Genomic DNA, 16233 nt, shown 5'->3' on the forward strand with positions numbered 1-16233 from the left:
AAGTTTGTCTTCATAGGTAAATTTACCATATTTTTTTAACCATTTTGATATACAACTATGCCCAAGAATATTGTAGCGTCTTTGAAGTTCTGCCTTGGTGAATAAACCCCTTTCATATTCACTCACATCTTGAAGTTTAAATGCTTCGCTATAATTTTGTGGAGGATTTGCAATTTTTAAAATTTTCTTTTTTGTCGACATATTTACTAAAATTTAGTCCACTTTTTTCAGGACAAGACAATTTAAAAAACCTATCTTTACGTTTCCACAAATTAATTTTTATGAAAAAAAATATTTTCATTCTCCTGACGATAAGTAATTTGTTATCGATGAATGCGCAAGACTCACAAAATATGAATCCATTTTTTAAGCCCTATGAAACGCCGTTTGAAGTGCCACCGTTTCATCTCATTAAAAACGAACATTTTCTACCAGCAATTAAGAAAGGAATTGAGCAACAACAACGCGAAATTGAAGCAATCGCATCAAATACCGCTTATCCATCTTTTATTAACACTATTGAAGCGCTCGAAAATTCCGGCGAATTGCTGTCGAACGTAAATCAGGTTTTTGGAAACCTAAATAGTGCCAATACCAACGACGAAATTCAGAAAATTGCACGGGAAACTTCGCCGATGCTTTCTGCTAATAACGATAATATTTATTTAAACGATAAACTATTTGACAGAGTCAAAACAATTTGGGATGAAAAATCTACATTGTCTTTAACACCAGAGCAAGATAAATTACTTGAAAAAACTTACAAAAGATTTGTTCGTAGTGGTGCTAACTTGTCAACTTCGGATAAAGCGAAATTGAGAAAATTAAACGCCGAAATTTCTCTTTTGCAATTAAATTATGGGCAAAATATTTTGGCGGAGACCAATAATTACCAATTGGTGATTGCAGATAAAAGAGATTTGGCTGGCTTGCCACAAGAATTAATTACGGCTGCTGCCGAAGAAGCAACGGCAAAAAAATTATCAGGGAAATGGGTTTTTACCCTTGCTAATTCTAGCGTGATGCCATTTTTGCAATATAGCGCTAACAGAAAATTGCGCGAGCAAATCTGGAATGCATACCAATCTAGGTCTAATCAAAATAACGAATTTGATAATAAAGAAAACGCTGTAAAACTCGCAAACCTTCGTGGTGAACGAGCGAGGTTGATTGGGTATGATTCTCACGCAGCTTTTGGTCTGGAAGAATCAATGGCAAAAAATCCTGAGAACGTGAATAAATTATTGACAGATTTGTGGGAACCAGCTTTGGAAAAAGCAAAAATTGAAGTGGCAGATATCCAAAAAATGATGAGTGCCGATGGCGTGAAAGATAACGTAAAACCTTATGATTGGCGTTATTATACGGAAAAAATTCGCAAGCAACGTTTTGATTTAGATGAACAGGAGCTCAAGCCATATTTTAGTTTAGATAATGTTCGGGAAGGTGTTTTTATGGTAACCGAAAAATTATATGGATTAAAATTCAAGCAATTACAAGACGTTCCAAAATACCATGACGAAGTTTCGGTTTGGGAAGTAACTGAAGCTGATGGAAAACACGTGGGTGTTTTATACATGGATTTTTTTCCTAGAGCTTCCAAAAGAGGTGGCGCTTGGATGACTTCTTATCGAACCCAAAAAATGGTAGAAAAAGAGAGAAAAGCACCGGTGATTTCCATAGTGTGTAATTTTTCTAAGCCAACCGGAAACGCACCTGCACTTTTAACTTTTGACGAAGTCACCACATTTTTCCACGAATTTGGTCATGCACTTCATGGGTTACTCTCCAATGTAACTTATAAAAGTCTAGCGGGAACAAGCGTTTCGAGAGATTTTGTCGAATTGCCTTCCCAAATTATGGAAAATTGGGCTGCAGAACCTGAAGTATTGAAAATGTATGCCAAGCATTATCAAACCGGGAAAATAATTCCAGACGAATTGATTAAAAAAATGCAAAATGCTGGTACGTTTGACCAAGGTTTTGCCACTGTAGAATATTTAGCAGCGTCATTTCTAGACATGGATTATCATTCTCAGAAGAAGCCGATAACAATTGATGCGAATACATTTGAAAAAAATTCAATGCAAAAGATTGGCTTGATTGACGCAATTATTCCTAGATACAGAAGTACTTATTTTCAGCATATTTTTTCGGGTGGGTATTCTGCGGGATATTACAGTTATATTTGGTCAGGAGTATTGGATACTGATGCCTTTGAAGCATTCAAAACTACCGATCTTTTTAGCCAAGAAAACGCTAAAATGTTCCGTGAAAATATTTTGGAAAAAGGCGGAACCGAAGATCCAATGGTTTTATATAAAAAATTCCGTGGTCAAGAGCCTAGTGTAGAGCCACTTTTGCGTAAGCGAGGTTTGGATCAAAAACCTGAAAATTTAAAGAAAATAAAAGGTTAAAAAAAAGAAATCCTTCAGTTGTCGCTGAAGGATTTTTTACTTTAACTGGAAACATTTTTGGGATTATAACCCATATATGGAACTTCTTTTTCAATGAAAAGAACGCCAAAATCTTCTAGTTCCTCCAAAATGGGTTGATAGACCTCCTTTGTAATAGGAAGTTGGACTCCTGGGGTTTTGATGTCGCCATTTAGTATTTTTAGTGCCGCAATTGCCACAGGTAAACCTACAGTTTTTGCCATTGCAGTGTATGTTTGATCATCGCCTAGGCAAACCATTTTAGAATCGATTTGTTTTTGTTCACCATTAAGAATGTAGCCAAATTTATGATACATTACAATCATATCTTTGTCATTTGGTGCTAATGTCCAGCTGTCAGAAAGTATTTTTTCGAGGATTTGAGCGGGCGTTGCATTTTTTAGTCCAACAATTTTATTTCTGTTAAATAAATCGAGTTCCAAAAGTTTGTCCCACATGATATCATCCTGATCAATTTTGAGGCTCAAACGAAGTTTAATTTCTACCGAATCGGTTGGATGATACGGTAAGAAGGAATTTACAAATTCGCGATAGGTCATTGTTTCCGAATTTTCCATCACGTAGCTGTCGTCGGTCATTCCGAGGGTGACAAACATATTCCAAGCTTTGGAAAAACCCACTCGACGAATCGTACCACGATATAATGTTAAGACATCATCTAGTCCATAAACGCTGCGGTATTTCAAAGAATCACGATTTGCATAACCTTCAAAACGACCATAACCTTCAACCTCTAAAAATTCCGTCCTACGAAATAATTTATTATAGGGAATGTACTTGTATTTGCCTTCTTGAATAAATTTAGCAGCACCACCTTGTCCTGCAATTACAACATTTCTCGGGTTCCAGGTGAATTTATAGTTCCATAAGTTATTATCGGATTCGGGAGCTACTAAACCACCGCAGAAAGATTCGAATAAAATTATTTTTCCGCCTTCGGCACGAATTTCATCAATTACTTTCATGGCACTCATGTGGTCAATTCCAGGATCGAGACCAATTTCGTTCATGAAAACCAAATTATTTTCTTTGGCTTCGGCATCCAGATTTTGCATTTCATTGCTAATGTAAGAGGCGGTAACCATGTGTTTTTTATACGAAATGCAATCTTTTGCTACTTCGATATGCATAGAAGCAGGAAGCATGGAGATGACAATATCAGCTTTAGAAATTTCTTCTTTTCGTTGTTCCGGATTGTAAATATCGAAAGAAATCGCACGAGCATTTTGGTGGTTGGCAGCTTTTTTTTGAGCGAGTTCGAATGAAAGATCAGCAATTGTGATGAAAAGATTTTCAGGAACAGATTTGTTTAATAAATATTGAATTAGGGAAGATGCAGATCTTCCGGCTCCAATAATGAGTATGTTTCTCATAGAAAGGGAAATTGTTGAAAAATAAACACAAACATAGGCATTTGTTATGTTTTTTCAAACTAATTCGCGCTTACATTGGAAATTTAACAGTATTAAATACTAACTTTGAACAGATATTTTTTTTGATTAATATGGAAAAGAAAATTCAGGCAACAGCTTTATTATTCGGTTTTTTGGCAATTGTATTTGGAGCATTTGGAGCACATGCTTTGAAAGCCTACTTAAGTTCGGATCAATTAATTTCCTTTGAAACTGGAGTGAGGTATCAAATGTACCATGCATTTTTTTTGCTATTTGTAAGTCGCGCAGAAATTTTGGCGAAAGCCAAAAAAGTAATTTTTTATCTCACCGTTATAGGAGTGATACTTTTTTCGTTTTCAATTTATCTTTTGGCCACAAAAGCGGTAACTGGGATAGATTTTAGATGCATTGGATTTATCACGCCAATTGGAGGATTCTTAATGATACTCGCTTGGTTGCTGTTATTTTTGAACATAATAAAAAAGAAAGGATAATTTTTTGCCAAATTGAATAACATACAATTTTAATTTCTACTTTTGCACTGTTAATTAAACACAACTAATTTATAATTTTTATGGACAATTACGCCCAATTTACGAAATCGATTTCGTTGGAAAAGTACGGTATCAAAAATGTTGATGAAGTGGTTTACAATCCATCTTACGATTTACTTTACAATGAAGAACTAAATGCCAATCTCGAAGGGTTTGAAAAAGGACAAGTTTCAGAACTTGGAGCAGTAAACGTGATGACAGGAGATTTTACCGGAAGATCTCCTAAAGACAAGTATATTGTTGAAGATGCGCAAACCAAAGATACTATTTGGTGGACTTCGCCCAAAGCAGTAAACGACAACAAACCGATTTCTACCGAAACTTGGGACGCTTTAAAAGAAACTACCGTAAACCAACTTTCGGGCAAAAGACTTTTTGTGGTAGATGCTTTTTGTGGCGCTAATGAAGGTACTCGCTTAAAAGTGAGATTTATTATGGAAGTGGCTTGGCAAGCGCATTTTGTAAAAAATATGTTCATTCGTCCAACAGAAGAAGAGCTGGAAAATTTCGGCGAGCCGGATTTTGTGGTGATGAACGCTTCTAAAACGGAATTTAAAGATTTTAAAGCACACGGATTAAATTCGGAAGTTTATATCGCTTTTAATTTAACCGAAAAAATGCAAATTATTGGTGGTACTTGGTATGGTGGTGAAATGAAAAAAGGAATGTTCTCGATGATGAATTATTACTTACCACTTCAAGGAATTGCTTCCATGCATTGCTCTGCAAATAAAGGAAAAGACGGCGATGTTGCGGTGTTTTTTGGACTTTCGGGTACTGGAAAAACCACGCTTTCAACAGATCCGAAACGCGAATTAATTGGGGATGACGAACACGGATGGGATGACGAAGGTGTTTTTAATTTTGAAGGGGGATGTTATGCCAAAACGATTGATTTGAGTAAAGAAAACGAACCGGATATTTTTAACGCAATTCGAAAAGATGCACTTTTAGAAAATGTAACATTAGATGCTGACGGGAAAATTGATTTCCACGATGGTTCTATTACTCAAAATACCCGTGTTTCTTACCCAATTTATCACATAGATAATATTGTAAAACCGATTTCAAAAGCAGGTCATGCTACCAAAGTCATTTTCTTAACGGCAGATGCTTTTGGGGTAATGCCACCTGTTGCAAAATTAACACCGGAACAAACAAAATACCATTTTCTTTCTGGATTTACGGCAAAATTAGCCGGAACCGAAAGAGGCGTAACCGAACCACAACCGACGTTTTCAGCTTGTTTCGGGAAAGCATTTTTATCACTTCACCCTACAAAATACGGAGAAGAATTAGTGAAAAAAATGGAGCAAAATAATGCGACTGCTTACTTGGTAAACACCGGATGGAATGGTACCGGAAAAAGAATTTCGATAAAAAATACCAGAGCCATTATCGATGCGATTTTAGATGGTTCTTTAGAAAATGCTGAAATGACAACTTTACCAATTTTTAATTTAGAAATTCCAACGGCTTTGGCAGGAGTAGAATCAAACATTCTGGATCCGAGAAAAACGTATGAAAACGAAATTGAATGGCAAACCAAAGCAAAAGATTTAGGAAAGCTTTTCGTGGCGAACTTCGAGCAATATGCGACCAACGAAGAAGGTAAAAACCTCAGAAAAGCTGGTCCGCAAGTAGTATAAAAAATTAATTTCCCCGAAGAAATTTGCCAATTGGCGGATTAAAAAAAAACCGTTCTGTGAACGGTTTTTGGTTTTTATAAAGTATGTTTATTTACCCTTCTCTTCCTTGTTCGCTTTCGCAATATATTTGTCCAAAGCCATCGTCATCGAAGGAGTTTCAGGAGCTGGAGCCATGATGTCCACACGAAGTCCGTGGTCTAAAGCTTCTTTTTGCGTGGTACTTCCAAAAACCGCAATTCGGGTATTGTTTTGTTGAAAATCAGGGAAATTCATAAACAAAGATTTAATTCCCGTAGGGCTAAAAAATGCCAAAACGTCGTAATAAACATCGGCCAAATCGCTCAAATCGCTCATCACCGTTTTATAAAAAGTAGCTTGTTTCCAATCTACCTTTAAGCTGTTCAACGTTTGCGGAGCATCAGCATTCAACTGGTCTGAAGCTGGAAGCAAAAATTTCTCGTCTTTATATTTTTTAATCAAAGGCGATAAATCTGCAAAATCCTTTTGTCCCACGTAAATCTTACGTTTTCTATACACCACATATTTTTGCAAATAAAAAGCCACCGCTTCAGATTGGCAAAAATATTTCAAATCTTCAGGGATTTTATAACGCATTTCCTCGGCAACTCTAAAGAAATGATCAATCGAGTTTTTGCTGGTTAAAATAATCGCGGTAAAATTGTTTAAATCAATTTTCTGAGCCCGAACTTCTTTTGCCCCAACGCCTTCAACATGTATAAACGGCCTGAAATCAATTTTGACTTTATGTTTTTGCTGAAGCTCAAAATAAGGAGAATTTTCCACTTTAGGCTCTGGTTGCGACACCAAAATTGTTTTCACTTTCATACTTAACTGTTACTTGTTTGCTACCTGTTTGTAAACCAATAATAGATGAAATAATAAGGGGCTATTTCAAGAGCGCAAAGATACAAAATAAAATAAAACAACTTGCCTAAGATTAAATTTTGATAATTCTTCAAAGAAACCAAGTATGTCGCTACATTTATTAGTAAAATTACACTAATTACTATGTAAACCAATAAATCCGGAATATTATCGTGGTAAAACAGCACCACATTAATCGGCAATAAAAGCATGCCAACGTAAGTTCTGTAGCTAACTTTTTGTAAATTAAACTGTTCCGTAAATTCTTCTACATTAAAAGCTGTCGCTATAATTTTTTCAATCAAATATTTCGACAACACAAAAACCGACAAAAGAGTAAAAATTCTTACAAAAACAATCCAATCCAACTTTGAAACCACACCCAAATACGACAGCGAAATTTGAATAAAAAACGAAAACGAAACCGCCTGAACCACAAACAGCATAATCGTAAACCAACTCACCACATTTCCGCTATCCCGATAAATTTTAATGTATTTATCGCTAAAAGCCAACTTCGAAAAATCGCTAAAACGCGGCTCAAAAATTCCTCTCGCTGCAGCAATTAACAAAAAACTTCCCACAAATAAAACCGTAGCCCAATCCTGGCTTTCCAAAAAACGCGGTTCTAAGAAAAAATCTTTCATTTGGCAAAATTACATAAAAAACAGTCCATTTATTAAAATTTTTTGGGCTGCAAAACAACCCCATGCTAAAAATTATTATCATTTTATTAGGAAACAAAAACCCTAAAAAACGTACTTTTGCCACCGTAATTGAAACAAACTATGAAAACCGGGCTGGTTATAATCCCCACTTATAACGAAATTGAGAACATCGAAAGCATCGTGACCGCGGTATTTTCGCTCAATCAGCCGTTTCACATTCTCATCGTTGATGACAATTCGCCAGACAAAACCGGCGAAAAAGTAATCGAACTCCAACAAAAATTCCCCAACCTTTTTCTCGAAGTTCGCCAAAAAAAATCCGGATTAGGAACCGCCTACGTTCACGGATTCAAATGGGGTTTAGCCCGCAATTATGACTACCTCTTCGAGATGGATGCTGATTTTTCCCACAATCCGCAAGACCTCCCCAAACTTTTTGACGCTTGCCATTTTGGCAATGCTGATGTAGCCATTGGTTCGCGCTACGTAACAGGTGTAAACGTGGTAAACTGGCCCTTGAGCCGTGTTTTACTGTCGTATTTCGCCTCAGTTTACGTTCGTTTAATCACGGGAATGGAAATCCAAGATACAACCGCCGGATTCGTTTGCTACAAAAAAAATGTGCTCGAAAATATCAACCTCGACAAAATTAAATTTATCGGATACGCTTTTCAAATCGAAATGAAATACCGTGCTTTTGCCAAAAAATTTAAAATTGCCGAAGTTCCCATTATTTTTACCGACAGAACAAAAGGACAATCCAAAATGAGCAATTCTATTATTAAAGAAGCGATTTTTGGAGTGGTTGTGTTGAGAATAAAAAAAATATTTAATACCTTGTAATACAGATTTTTAACGTACCGCCATAAAAAATGAAAAGTGTTTTAATTAAAAATGCCAAAATTGTCAACGAAGGAACAATTTTCGAAGGAGATGTCTTAATCGAAAATGAATACATCGTGGAAATTGCCGAAACTATAAGTGCCAAATCGTCTTCAACAAAAATTATCAATGCCGAAGGAAATTATTTAATTCCAGGCGCCATAGACGATCAAGTTCATTTTCGCGAACCCGGACTCACACACAAAGGTGATCTTTATACAGAATCTCGTGCCGCCGTTGCCGGAGGAATTACTTCTTTCATCGAAATGCCAAATACCAATCCGCAAACTACAACCATTGAATTGCTGGAGGAAAAATTTGCGTTAGCAAAAGAAAAATCCATTGCCAATTACTCGTTTATGTTTGGCGGAACGAACGATAATCTCGACGAAATTTTAAAGGTAAATCCTAAAACCGTTGCTGGACTCAAATTATTTTTAGGTTCATCCACCGGAAATATGTTGGTTGACAACGAAAGTGTTTTGGAAAAAATATTTTCGAGTACACCTTTGCTGATTTCTGTTCATTGCGAAGATGAGCAAACCATCAAAGAAAATTTGGCAAAATACAAAGAACAATACGGCGATGACATTCCGGTGAAGTTTCACCATTTAATTCGCAGTGAAGAGGCTTGTTACATTTCTTCGTCAAGAGCAATTGAATTGGCTAAAAAAACTGGAGCGAGATTACACGTTTTTCATCTTTCAACAGCCAAAGAAATGTCGCTTTTCACCAATAAAATTCCGTTGGAAGAAAAGAAAATTACGGCAGAAGTTTGCATTCACCACCTTTGGTTTACCAATGAAGATTATGACAAAAAAGGCAGTTTGATCAAATGGAATCCAGCAGTAAAAACCCAAGCCGATAAAGACGCACTTTGGGAAGCATTACTTGACGGCAGAATTGACGTCATTGCCACAGATCACGCACCACATACTTTGGAGGAGAAAAAAAATCCTTATACTTCAGCTCCTTCGGGAGGGCCTTTGGTACAACATGCGGTTGTTGCCATGTTTGAAGCGTATCATCAAGGGAAAATTTCCATCGAAAAAATCGTAGAAAAAATGGCACACAATCCGGCAAAATTATTTCAGATTGAAAAACGCGGTTTCATTAAAGAAGGTTATTTCGCCGATTTAGTGATTGTCAATGCCGGTTTGCCTTGGAGCGTGAAAAAAGAAAATATTTTATACAAATGTGGTTGGTCGCCGTTTGAGAATTTTACGTTTAAATCAAGAATTACGCATACTTTTGTTAATGGTGAATTGGTTTACAACAATTTTAAAGTAAAAGATATTCCTGCTGGTAAACGCTTGGAATTCAACCGATAAAAATTTTTCAATCATGAAAAAAATATTGTTGAGTATTATGGTTTTGTTCATTATTTCTTGCAAAAAAGAAGCCGTGCCAAAACCTGACAATCTAATCGAAATGGAGCAAATGGAGAAAATTTTGTACGATCTTTCTCTGTTGCAAGCCTTGCGAAGTACCTCAAAACCCGAGTTGGACTCTGCCGGAATTGACCCAAAAACTTACGTGTATCAAAAATATAAAATTGATAGCTTGCAGTTTGCAAATAGTAACGCTTATTATGCTGCGAAAGATTTAAAAAAATATGAACGGATGTATAAACGAGTTAACGAAAAATTACAAGCTGAAAAAAAGGTGGTAGATTCATTAGCGAAAAACAATCCTGTGAAACCATTGCAAGCAACACCGCAAACCAACAATTAAGAGAGAATTTTCTCTCTTTTTTTATTTCAAAAAAATGAATACAATTTTCAGAAAAGCACAACTTAACGATCTATTACCCATTTGGAAAATTTTACAAGACGGTATTTTGCGAAGAAAAGCTGATGGAAGTCAACAATGGCAAGATGGTTACCCAAATGTTTCCGTTGTAGAAAATGATATTGAAAATGGATACGGTTTCGTTTTAGAAATCGACGGAAAAATTGCGGGTTATTGTGCTATTTTAATCAATGACGAACCCGTTTATCAAGCCATTGAGGGCAAATGGTTGTCCGAAGGAAATTTTGTGGTATATCATCGAGTGGCGGTTTCCGAAGATTTTTTAGGACAAGGCATTGCTAAAAAAATGTTGCAAGAAATTGAAACTTTTGCGTTGCAACACAACATTTACAGTTTAAAAGCCGACACGAATTATGACAATCCAGCCATGATGGGTTTGTTTGAAAGATTAGGTTATCAATATTGTGGTGAAGTTTATTTTAGAGGAAGCGCCCGAAGGGCTTACGAGAAAGTGTTGCAATAATTACTTTTTGTTCAAAGTTTTTGTGACTTTTTTTAAATAATCTTGAATTGGGGTAAACGTAAAATTTAATGTTTTTACAATTTTTTCATTGCTAAATAAGTCCTGAGTGTGAAGCGATTTCGCCGTGGCACGAGACAATTTTCTTTTGGTACCAAAAACATTTGCCAAAAACCAATCTAATCGCCAAGCTACGGAAAGTATCTTGGGACTTGCGTTGTGTTTCGGGCGTTTTTTTTGCAAAACATCAGCTATGGTGTTAGCTATTTTTCGAACTTCAATATTTTCTGCAATGACAACAAAACGCTCTTTTTCGATTTCGGAGTGCATCAATTGAACGATGATTTTTACTACATCATCAACCGCCACAAACCCAGATTTTCCACTGGTATAAAAAGACAAACCATCTTTTACCCGATGAAAAATTTCGCTGCTTCCGTTTTCCCAAAAAACCGGACCTAAAATCACACCCGGATTCACAATCACAGTTTTTAAACCTTCTTCTTGCGTTCTCCAAACTTCCATTTCGGCACCATGTTTTGAAATGGCGTAATCGCTGTGAGGCTTTTCCGGATTCCATTCAGTGGTTTCGTCAATGAATTTTTCGTGTGGTTGTAAATCGCCCAAAGCCGCAATGGAACTGACGTAGCATAATTTTTTTACGCCAAAATCTAAACAACAGTTGGCAACATTTGCAGTTCCTTCAATATTGGTTTTGCGTAGTTTTTCTTCGTCTTTTGGGTCGAAAGAAATAAATGCCGCACAATGATAAACGTACTCGATTCCTTCGAAAGCCTTTTCTAATTCCGGGATATTAAGGATGTTGGCTTTTGCCCAATTGATTTTTTCAAAAAGATCCAACCGATTTTTATAGGCAAAAAGTTGCTTGGTTTTGGCAATATTTTTTTCGGTATTAAAAAGTGCACGAACCATTTGCCCGTTTTCGAGCAAATGTAACAGTAGGTGAGAACCAACTAATCCGGTAGCGCCAGTGATGAGAATCATATTGCAAAAATAGGAATTTAAGATTTCAGATATGATTTAGGATTGAAGATTTAGGATTGAAAGATTTAAAATTTATTTTGTTCAAATTTTTTTTAACCGCAATCCCGAAGCTTCGGGACGCAAGGTTTCTCGCGAAGGCGCGAAGTCGGAAAGGCTTGGGACTTGGAGTTTCTTTATTTGAATTTGTTTTTGCCATAGATTAAAGGATTTCTTTAATTTTTTTCTCTTGTAATTTGGGAATTCTGAATTGAGTTTTTTTGTGAACCTTTGCAAGAATTCTCTTTGTTTTTTCCCAAATCCCCGATTGACAGCAGTAACATGTCCCGACGCTTCGGGAGCTGAAAGTGCGGGAATGATTCGCTTCTGATAAAATTTATAATTTCAGATTTTGCTTTGGGTTGTTTGAATTTGGCATTTCTGTATTGGAATTTTTTTTATTAAAGCTATCTTTGTGCAAATTATTTTAAGATGAAAAATTTAGTAGAAGAATTAAAATGGCGTGGCTTGTTTCACGATGCGATGCCGGGAACTGAGGAACAATTGTTGAAAGAATCGACTGCAGCTTATATTGGGTTTGATCCAACTGCGGATTCTTTGCATATTGGGAGTTTGGTGCAAATTATTTTGCTGGTTCATCTGAAAAATTTTGGGCACAAACCAATCGCTTTGGTAGGTGGTGCAACGGGAATGATTGGCGATCCTTCGGGGAAATCTGAGGATAGAAATTTACTTACCGAAGAAATTTTGGCTAAAAATGTAGCCGGTTTAAAACGTGTTTTGTCACGATTTTTAGATTTTGACGCTACCGGTGAGAATGCTCCTGAAATGGTAAATAATTATGACTGGATGAAGGAATTTTCTTTCATAGATTTTGCTCGTGAAGTGGGAAAACGCATCACCGTAAATTATATGATGGCGAAGGATTCGGTGAAAAAACGTTTTAGCGGAGAGGGCGAAGGCATGTCGTTTACAGAGTTTACGTACCAATTGATTCAGGGTTATGATTTTTACCATTTGTACAAAAATAAAAATGTTTTGTTGCAAATGGGTGGTTCTGACCAATGGGGAAATATTACAACCGGAACGGAATTAGTGCGAAGAATGGGTGGCGAAAATTCTAAAGCTTACGCCATGACAACGCCTTTGATTACGAAGGCTGACGGTTCGAAATTTGGAAAAAGTGAAGGGGGCAATATTTGGTTGGATGCTGACAAAACTTCGGTGTATAAATTTTACCAATTTTGGTTGAATACCAGTGACGTTGATGCTGAAAATTACATCAAAATTTTTACTTTTTTAGATAAAGAAACGATTGATAATTTAATTGAAGAACATAAAACAGCACCACATTTAAGGGTTTTACAGCGCAAATTAGCGGAAGAGATTACGGTTTTTGTGCATAGTGAAGAAGCTTTGCAAAAAGCGATTCAGGCGTCGAATATTTTGTTTGGAAACGCCACTTCGGATGATTTGAAACAATTAGATAGTGCGACGTTTTTGGAGGTTTTTGACGGTGTTCCACAAGCGGAAATTGCCAAAGCTGATGTTGAAAATGGAATTGATATTGTTGAGGTTTTGAACGATAAATCAGGATTTTTAAAGTCGAATGGAGAGGCGAGACGCGCTTTGGGGGAAAACTCTATTTCGGTGAATCGTGAGAAAGTTGCCGAAGGTTTTTCACTTACTACAAACGATTTAATCAATAACGAATTTGTATTGTTGCAAAGAGGAAAGAAAAATTATTTTATTTTGAGAGTGATTTAGAAGAGTTTCAGGTTTCAAGTTTAAAAAAACAAATCCTAAATCTAAAATCTGAAATCTATAAAACCATTAAGTTACAACCTCGAATATCAGAATGATCAAAACGGCCCAATACTTCAAAAGAGTTGTTGGGCTTTTTTTTGCCTAAATCTTGGGTGGCGATAAACGAACACGAGTTGATATTAGCCAAATCAATCACATTGATGCCGCCGGTTTTGCCGTCTTCGACGTAACTTAAAGCGTCTTCGGTATCGCGAACGAGAATTTGCATCCAGTTTGGACATTCGAAAATTCCGTTACCAAAAGAATAGGCTTGCGACAACAATTCGGTCATGCCGTATTCTGAATGGATTGATTTTACACCAAAACCTTCGCATAAAATTTCGTGTAATTCTTCGCGAATCATTTCTTTGCGTCTGCCTTTCATGCCACCGGTTTCCATGATGATGGTGTTGCCCCCTAATCCCCAAAGGGGGAATTTTGAATGCTCGGAACTTTGTTTCCGGATTTGGATTTTTTCTGCCAAATCTAATAAAGCATAAGTAACACCAAAAAGAATTACGTTTTGATTTTTCTGTTCTAATTCAATCAATTTGTTTAGGAGTTCGTCATAATTATGCAAATAAAATCCACTTTCGGGATGATTGGAGCGCTTGATTAAATCATCAACCATGTAAATTAAGGATGAACCTTCACGCTCTAAATAGGATGGTAGCAAAGCGAGAACGGCATAATTTTCGATGTTTCCGTAAAAATCTGAAAAGGCTTTTAGGTAGCTTTTTTCGTATAAATTAATATTTGTTACCAGGTGTCGAGATGTGGCCGTTCCCGTGGTTCCTGAACTGGTAAAAATTTCCTGAATTGCTTCTGACGAAGACAAAACTTCGTGCGACTTGAAGAATTGTATGGGTAAGAACGGAATTTGCGTAAGCGACTTTACAGATTGCTTTTCCACATTTAGATGAAGGCAAAATTCGCGGTAAACGGCATTGTTTTCGTATTGAAAGCGAAATACTTTCAAGGCGATTTTTTCAAATTGTTTGCGATTTTGAATATTGAAAATGTCTTCGGGTGAAATCAATGCAAATTCTTTTTGCAAAGGTATAAAATAAAAAAGCTCCGGCAATTACCGAAGCTTTTAGTATTTTAGAAATTTGAGATTATTTGATAACCAATTTTCTTGTAGCAGTTTTACCTTCTTCAGTGATTTTTACGATGTAAACACCAGCTTTAAGGTTAGCAACATTTACAGTTTCTGTAGCAGTAGTGTTTACTACTTGTTTTCCAAGTACGTCAAAAATAGCAACAGATTTTGTAGTGTTAGCATCTGTAGAGATAAAGAATTTTCCACCAGTTACCGGGTTTGGATATACTTTAAGTCCAGCGATGTTGTTTTCTTTCACGCTCATTGTCATATCTTCTACCGAAAATTGATCGAAAGCTACAGTTCCACCGTTATATGCTCTAACAGCAAGTGTTAATACAGTTACGTTCGCTGGCGCCACTACAGTAATTTCATGCAATGTCCAATCAGTTGCAGCCGGTAAATATCCGTTATTATTTCTTAATGGATCGTCTGTATTTGTAGCAGCTTGGTAAATAATTGTTCCAGCAGCATCTTTATAGTTACTCCAAATACGAGCGTCAGTACCATCTCCAGTAGCTTTGTATCTAAAAGAAATTTTTAAAGTATTTCCAGCAGTTACAGGAACATCTTGGAAAAATCCTGTTGTTGCGGTTGCTACGTATTGAGCTGAATTGCTTCCATCGCTACCATCAGCTGCCACTAATGTTGGTGCAGTGTACGATGCAATAGGACCAGCAGACCAACCGTTCAAACCATCATTAAAAGTTGGGTTCACCACTAAATTTTGAGCTGTAGCAGCAAATCCAAGAGCAACAGTAAATAATAAAGTGTAAAGTTTTTTCATTCTAAATTGTTTTTTGTTTAGTAAAATTACGTTGCAAAGATAGCAACAAAATCTTTGTTTTAGAAAAAATCGTGTAAAATTTAGGTTAAATGTAAATTTACGATATTTTTATAACTATTTGACAATTAGTTTTCTGGTAGCTGAAGCGTCTCCCTCTTTTATTTTGATAATATAAACTCCTGGTGAAAGTGAGGATACGTTTAGCTCTTTTGACGTCATGTTACTTTGTAATACTTTTTTTCCCAAAACATCGTAGATAGTCACTTCTTTGTTCAAAGATGACTTTGAAGTAATATAAATTTTGCCGTTGCTCACGGGATTTGGGTAAAAGTTAAGACCATCAATTAATTCCTGCGAACGTTGGTTAGATCCTTTGGATTCCTGCGCAAAAGTATCAGCGGAACCAAAAGAAAAAAGTAATAGAATTATATAAATGTAATTTTTTAGCATATCACAGATTTGGTATTATAAAGTTACAAAAATAATTCAATTATTATCATGAGTTGTCCTAAAAACGGTTGACTCGTTAATAATTCAAATATAGTTAAATCGTGACAGGATCAATTCTGTTACGATTTATTTTTTTCCATTGTTTTAATTGTATTGTTTTTTGTTGATGTGCTTGACTTGGAGTTACCATATTAATAGACATATGTATCCTTAAGTTGTTGTACAAATCAATTGCTTGTATGACTTGTTTGTATAAGTTTTGATAGTTTTCAAAGATTTCATGCAGTCCAAATTCTTCTTTCAGGATTCCATTTACTCTTTCAGCT

The 16233-nt window shown here is 36.1% G+C and carries 16 protein-coding genes and 1 pseudogene; 8 read left to right on the forward strand and 9 right to left on the reverse strand.

What is annotated here, in order from left to right; translation table 11 throughout:
- Positions 1–201: pseudogene (locus tag GV828_RS12875) on the reverse strand (IS3-like element ISElsp1 family transposase); the annotation flags it as partial.
- An 80-nt stretch (positions 202–281) separates the two neighbouring features.
- Between GV828_RS12875 and GV828_RS12880 the strand changes: the two are divergent.
- The gene (locus GV828_RS12880) at positions 282–2417 is read left to right on the forward strand and encodes a M3 family metallopeptidase (RefSeq protein WP_166537907.1); all 2136 of its coding nucleotides are present in this window, start codon (positions 282–284) and stop codon (positions 2415–2417) included.
- A gap of 41 nt (positions 2418–2458) precedes the next feature.
- Here the strand turns inward: GV828_RS12880 and GV828_RS12885 are convergent, their stop codons facing one another.
- Entirely contained in the window at positions 2459–3829 is a 1371-nt protein-coding gene (locus tag GV828_RS12885; RefSeq protein ID WP_166537908.1) for a saccharopine dehydrogenase family protein, read from the reverse strand.
- 131 nt (positions 3830–3960) lie between these two features.
- On the opposite strand from GV828_RS12885, the gene GV828_RS12890 reads away from it, so the two are divergent.
- Both GV828_RS12890 and pckA read left to right on the forward strand, forming a co-directional pair.
- Positions 3961–4344, forward strand: coding sequence for a DUF423 domain-containing protein (locus GV828_RS12890; protein ID WP_166537909.1), 384 nt, complete (start codon positions 3961–3963; stop codon positions 4342–4344).
- Positions 4345–4424: 80 nt separating this feature from the next.
- Complete coding sequence (pckA, locus tag GV828_RS12895) at positions 4425–6053, forward strand: phosphoenolpyruvate carboxykinase (ATP) (protein WP_166537910.1); 1629 nt, start codon at positions 4425–4427, stop codon at positions 6051–6053.
- A gap of 87 nt (positions 6054–6140) precedes the next feature.
- Here the strand turns inward: pckA and GV828_RS12900 are convergent, their stop codons facing one another.
- Together GV828_RS12900 and GV828_RS12905 are read right to left on the reverse strand one after the other, a co-directional pair.
- Positions 6141–6899: a uroporphyrinogen-III synthase gene (locus tag GV828_RS12900; protein WP_166537911.1), complete on the reverse strand. Its 759-nt coding sequence runs from the start codon at positions 6897–6899 to the stop codon at positions 6141–6143.
- 20 nt (positions 6900–6919) lie between these two features.
- Positions 6920–7585: a DUF4271 domain-containing protein gene (locus GV828_RS12905; RefSeq protein WP_166537912.1), complete on the reverse strand. Its 666-nt coding sequence runs from the start codon at positions 7583–7585 to the stop codon at positions 6920–6922.
- 141 nt (positions 7586–7726) lie between these two features.
- Between GV828_RS12905 and GV828_RS12910 the strand changes: the two genes are divergently transcribed.
- The 4 genes from GV828_RS12910 to GV828_RS12925 are packed head-to-tail and all read left to right on the forward strand — an operon-like array spanning position 7727 to position 10763.
- The gene (locus GV828_RS12910; RefSeq protein WP_166537913.1) at positions 7727–8449 is read left to right on the forward strand and encodes a polyprenol monophosphomannose synthase; all 723 of its coding nucleotides are present in this window, start codon (positions 7727–7729) and stop codon (positions 8447–8449) included.
- Positions 8450–8478: 29 nt separating this feature from the next.
- Positions 8479–9819, forward strand: coding sequence for a dihydroorotase (locus GV828_RS12915; protein WP_166537914.1), 1341 nt, complete (start codon positions 8479–8481; stop codon positions 9817–9819).
- A 13-nt stretch (positions 9820–9832) separates the two neighbouring features.
- Positions 9833–10222, forward strand: a complete 390-nt coding sequence (locus tag GV828_RS12920) for a DUF4296 domain-containing protein (protein WP_166537915.1) — start codon at positions 9833–9835, stop codon at positions 10220–10222.
- A 34-nt stretch (positions 10223–10256) separates the two neighbouring features.
- On the forward strand, positions 10257–10763 hold the full coding sequence (locus GV828_RS12925; RefSeq protein WP_166537916.1) for a GNAT family N-acetyltransferase: 507 nt from the start codon (positions 10257–10259) through the stop codon (positions 10761–10763).
- Here the strand turns inward: GV828_RS12925 and GV828_RS12930 are convergent, their stop codons facing one another.
- Positions 10764–11765, reverse strand: coding sequence for an NAD-dependent epimerase/dehydratase family protein (locus tag GV828_RS12930; RefSeq protein ID WP_166537917.1), 1002 nt, complete (start codon positions 11763–11765; stop codon positions 10764–10766). It abuts the gene before it with no gap.
- Between the two features lie 468 nt (positions 11766–12233).
- Between GV828_RS12930 and tyrS the strand changes: the two genes are divergently transcribed.
- On the forward strand, positions 12234–13529 hold the full coding sequence (tyrS, locus tag GV828_RS12935; protein WP_166537918.1) for a tyrosine--tRNA ligase: 1296 nt from the start codon (positions 12234–12236) through the stop codon (positions 13527–13529).
- A gap of 55 nt (positions 13530–13584) precedes the next feature.
- Here the strand turns inward: tyrS and GV828_RS12940 are convergent, their stop codons facing one another.
- The 4 genes from GV828_RS12940 to GV828_RS12955 form a co-directional block, all read right to left on the reverse strand.
- Positions 13585–14607, reverse strand: a complete 1023-nt coding sequence (locus tag GV828_RS12940; RefSeq protein WP_166537922.1) for a LuxE/PaaK family acyltransferase — start codon at positions 14605–14607, stop codon at positions 13585–13587.
- A 79-nt stretch (positions 14608–14686) separates the two neighbouring features.
- On the reverse strand, positions 14687–15457 hold the full coding sequence (locus tag GV828_RS12945) for a T9SS type A sorting domain-containing protein (RefSeq protein ID WP_166537919.1): 771 nt from the start codon (positions 15455–15457) through the stop codon (positions 14687–14689).
- A 114-nt stretch (positions 15458–15571) separates the two neighbouring features.
- The gene (locus GV828_RS12950; protein WP_166537920.1) at positions 15572–15907 is read right to left on the reverse strand and encodes a T9SS type A sorting domain-containing protein; all 336 of its coding nucleotides are present in this window, start codon (positions 15905–15907) and stop codon (positions 15572–15574) included.
- A 94-nt stretch (positions 15908–16001) separates the two neighbouring features.
- Positions 16002–16233: integrase core domain-containing protein (locus tag GV828_RS12955; RefSeq protein ID WP_166537921.1), on the reverse strand; the 232-nt coding region annotated here is incomplete at its 5' end.

Source organism: Flavobacterium ichthyis (assembly GCF_009915155.1).
GTDB lineage: Bacteria > Bacteroidota > Bacteroidia > Flavobacteriales > Flavobacteriaceae > Flavobacterium > Flavobacterium ichthyis.

Bases quoted from the DNA above. Each gene is read 5' to 3' on its own strand.
- GV828_RS12945 (WP_166537919.1), bottom strand. From the start codon at position 15,457: ATGAAAAAACTTTACACTTTATTATTTACTGTTGCTCTTGGATTTGCT.
- GV828_RS12910 (WP_166537913.1), top strand. From the start codon at position 7,727: ATGAAAACCGGGCTGGTTATAATCCCCACTTATAACGAAATTGAGAAC.
- GV828_RS12890 (WP_166537909.1), top strand. From the start codon at position 3,961: ATGGAAAAGAAAATTCAGGCAACAGCTTTATTATTCGGTTTTTTGGCA.
- GV828_RS12950 (WP_166537920.1), bottom strand. From the start codon at position 15,907: ATGCTAAAAAATTACATTTATATAATTCTATTACTTTTTTCTTTTGGT.
- GV828_RS12915 (WP_166537914.1), top strand. From the start codon at position 8,479: ATGAAAAGTGTTTTAATTAAAAATGCCAAAATTGTCAACGAAGGAACA.
- GV828_RS12880 (WP_166537907.1), top strand. From the start codon at position 282: ATGAAAAAAAATATTTTCATTCTCCTGACGATAAGTAATTTGTTATCG.
- GV828_RS12925 (WP_166537916.1), top strand. From the start codon at position 10,257: ATGAATACAATTTTCAGAAAAGCACAACTTAACGATCTATTACCCATT.
- GV828_RS12930 (WP_166537917.1), bottom strand. From the start codon at position 11,765: ATGATTCTCATCACTGGCGCTACCGGATTAGTTGGTTCTCACCTACTG.
- tyrS (WP_166537918.1), top strand. From the start codon at position 12,234: ATGAAAAATTTAGTAGAAGAATTAAAATGGCGTGGCTTGTTTCACGAT.
- pckA (WP_166537910.1), top strand. From the start codon at position 4,425: ATGGACAATTACGCCCAATTTACGAAATCGATTTCGTTGGAAAAGTAC.
- GV828_RS12900 (WP_166537911.1), bottom strand. From the start codon at position 6,899: ATGAAAGTGAAAACAATTTTGGTGTCGCAACCAGAGCCTAAAGTGGAA.
- GV828_RS12885 (WP_166537908.1), bottom strand. From the start codon at position 3,829: ATGAGAAACATACTCATTATTGGAGCCGGAAGATCTGCATCTTCCCTA.
- GV828_RS12920 (WP_166537915.1), top strand. From the start codon at position 9,833: ATGAAAAAAATATTGTTGAGTATTATGGTTTTGTTCATTATTTCTTGC.
- GV828_RS12905 (WP_166537912.1), bottom strand. From the start codon at position 7,585: ATGAAAGATTTTTTCTTAGAACCGCGTTTTTTGGAAAGCCAGGATTGG.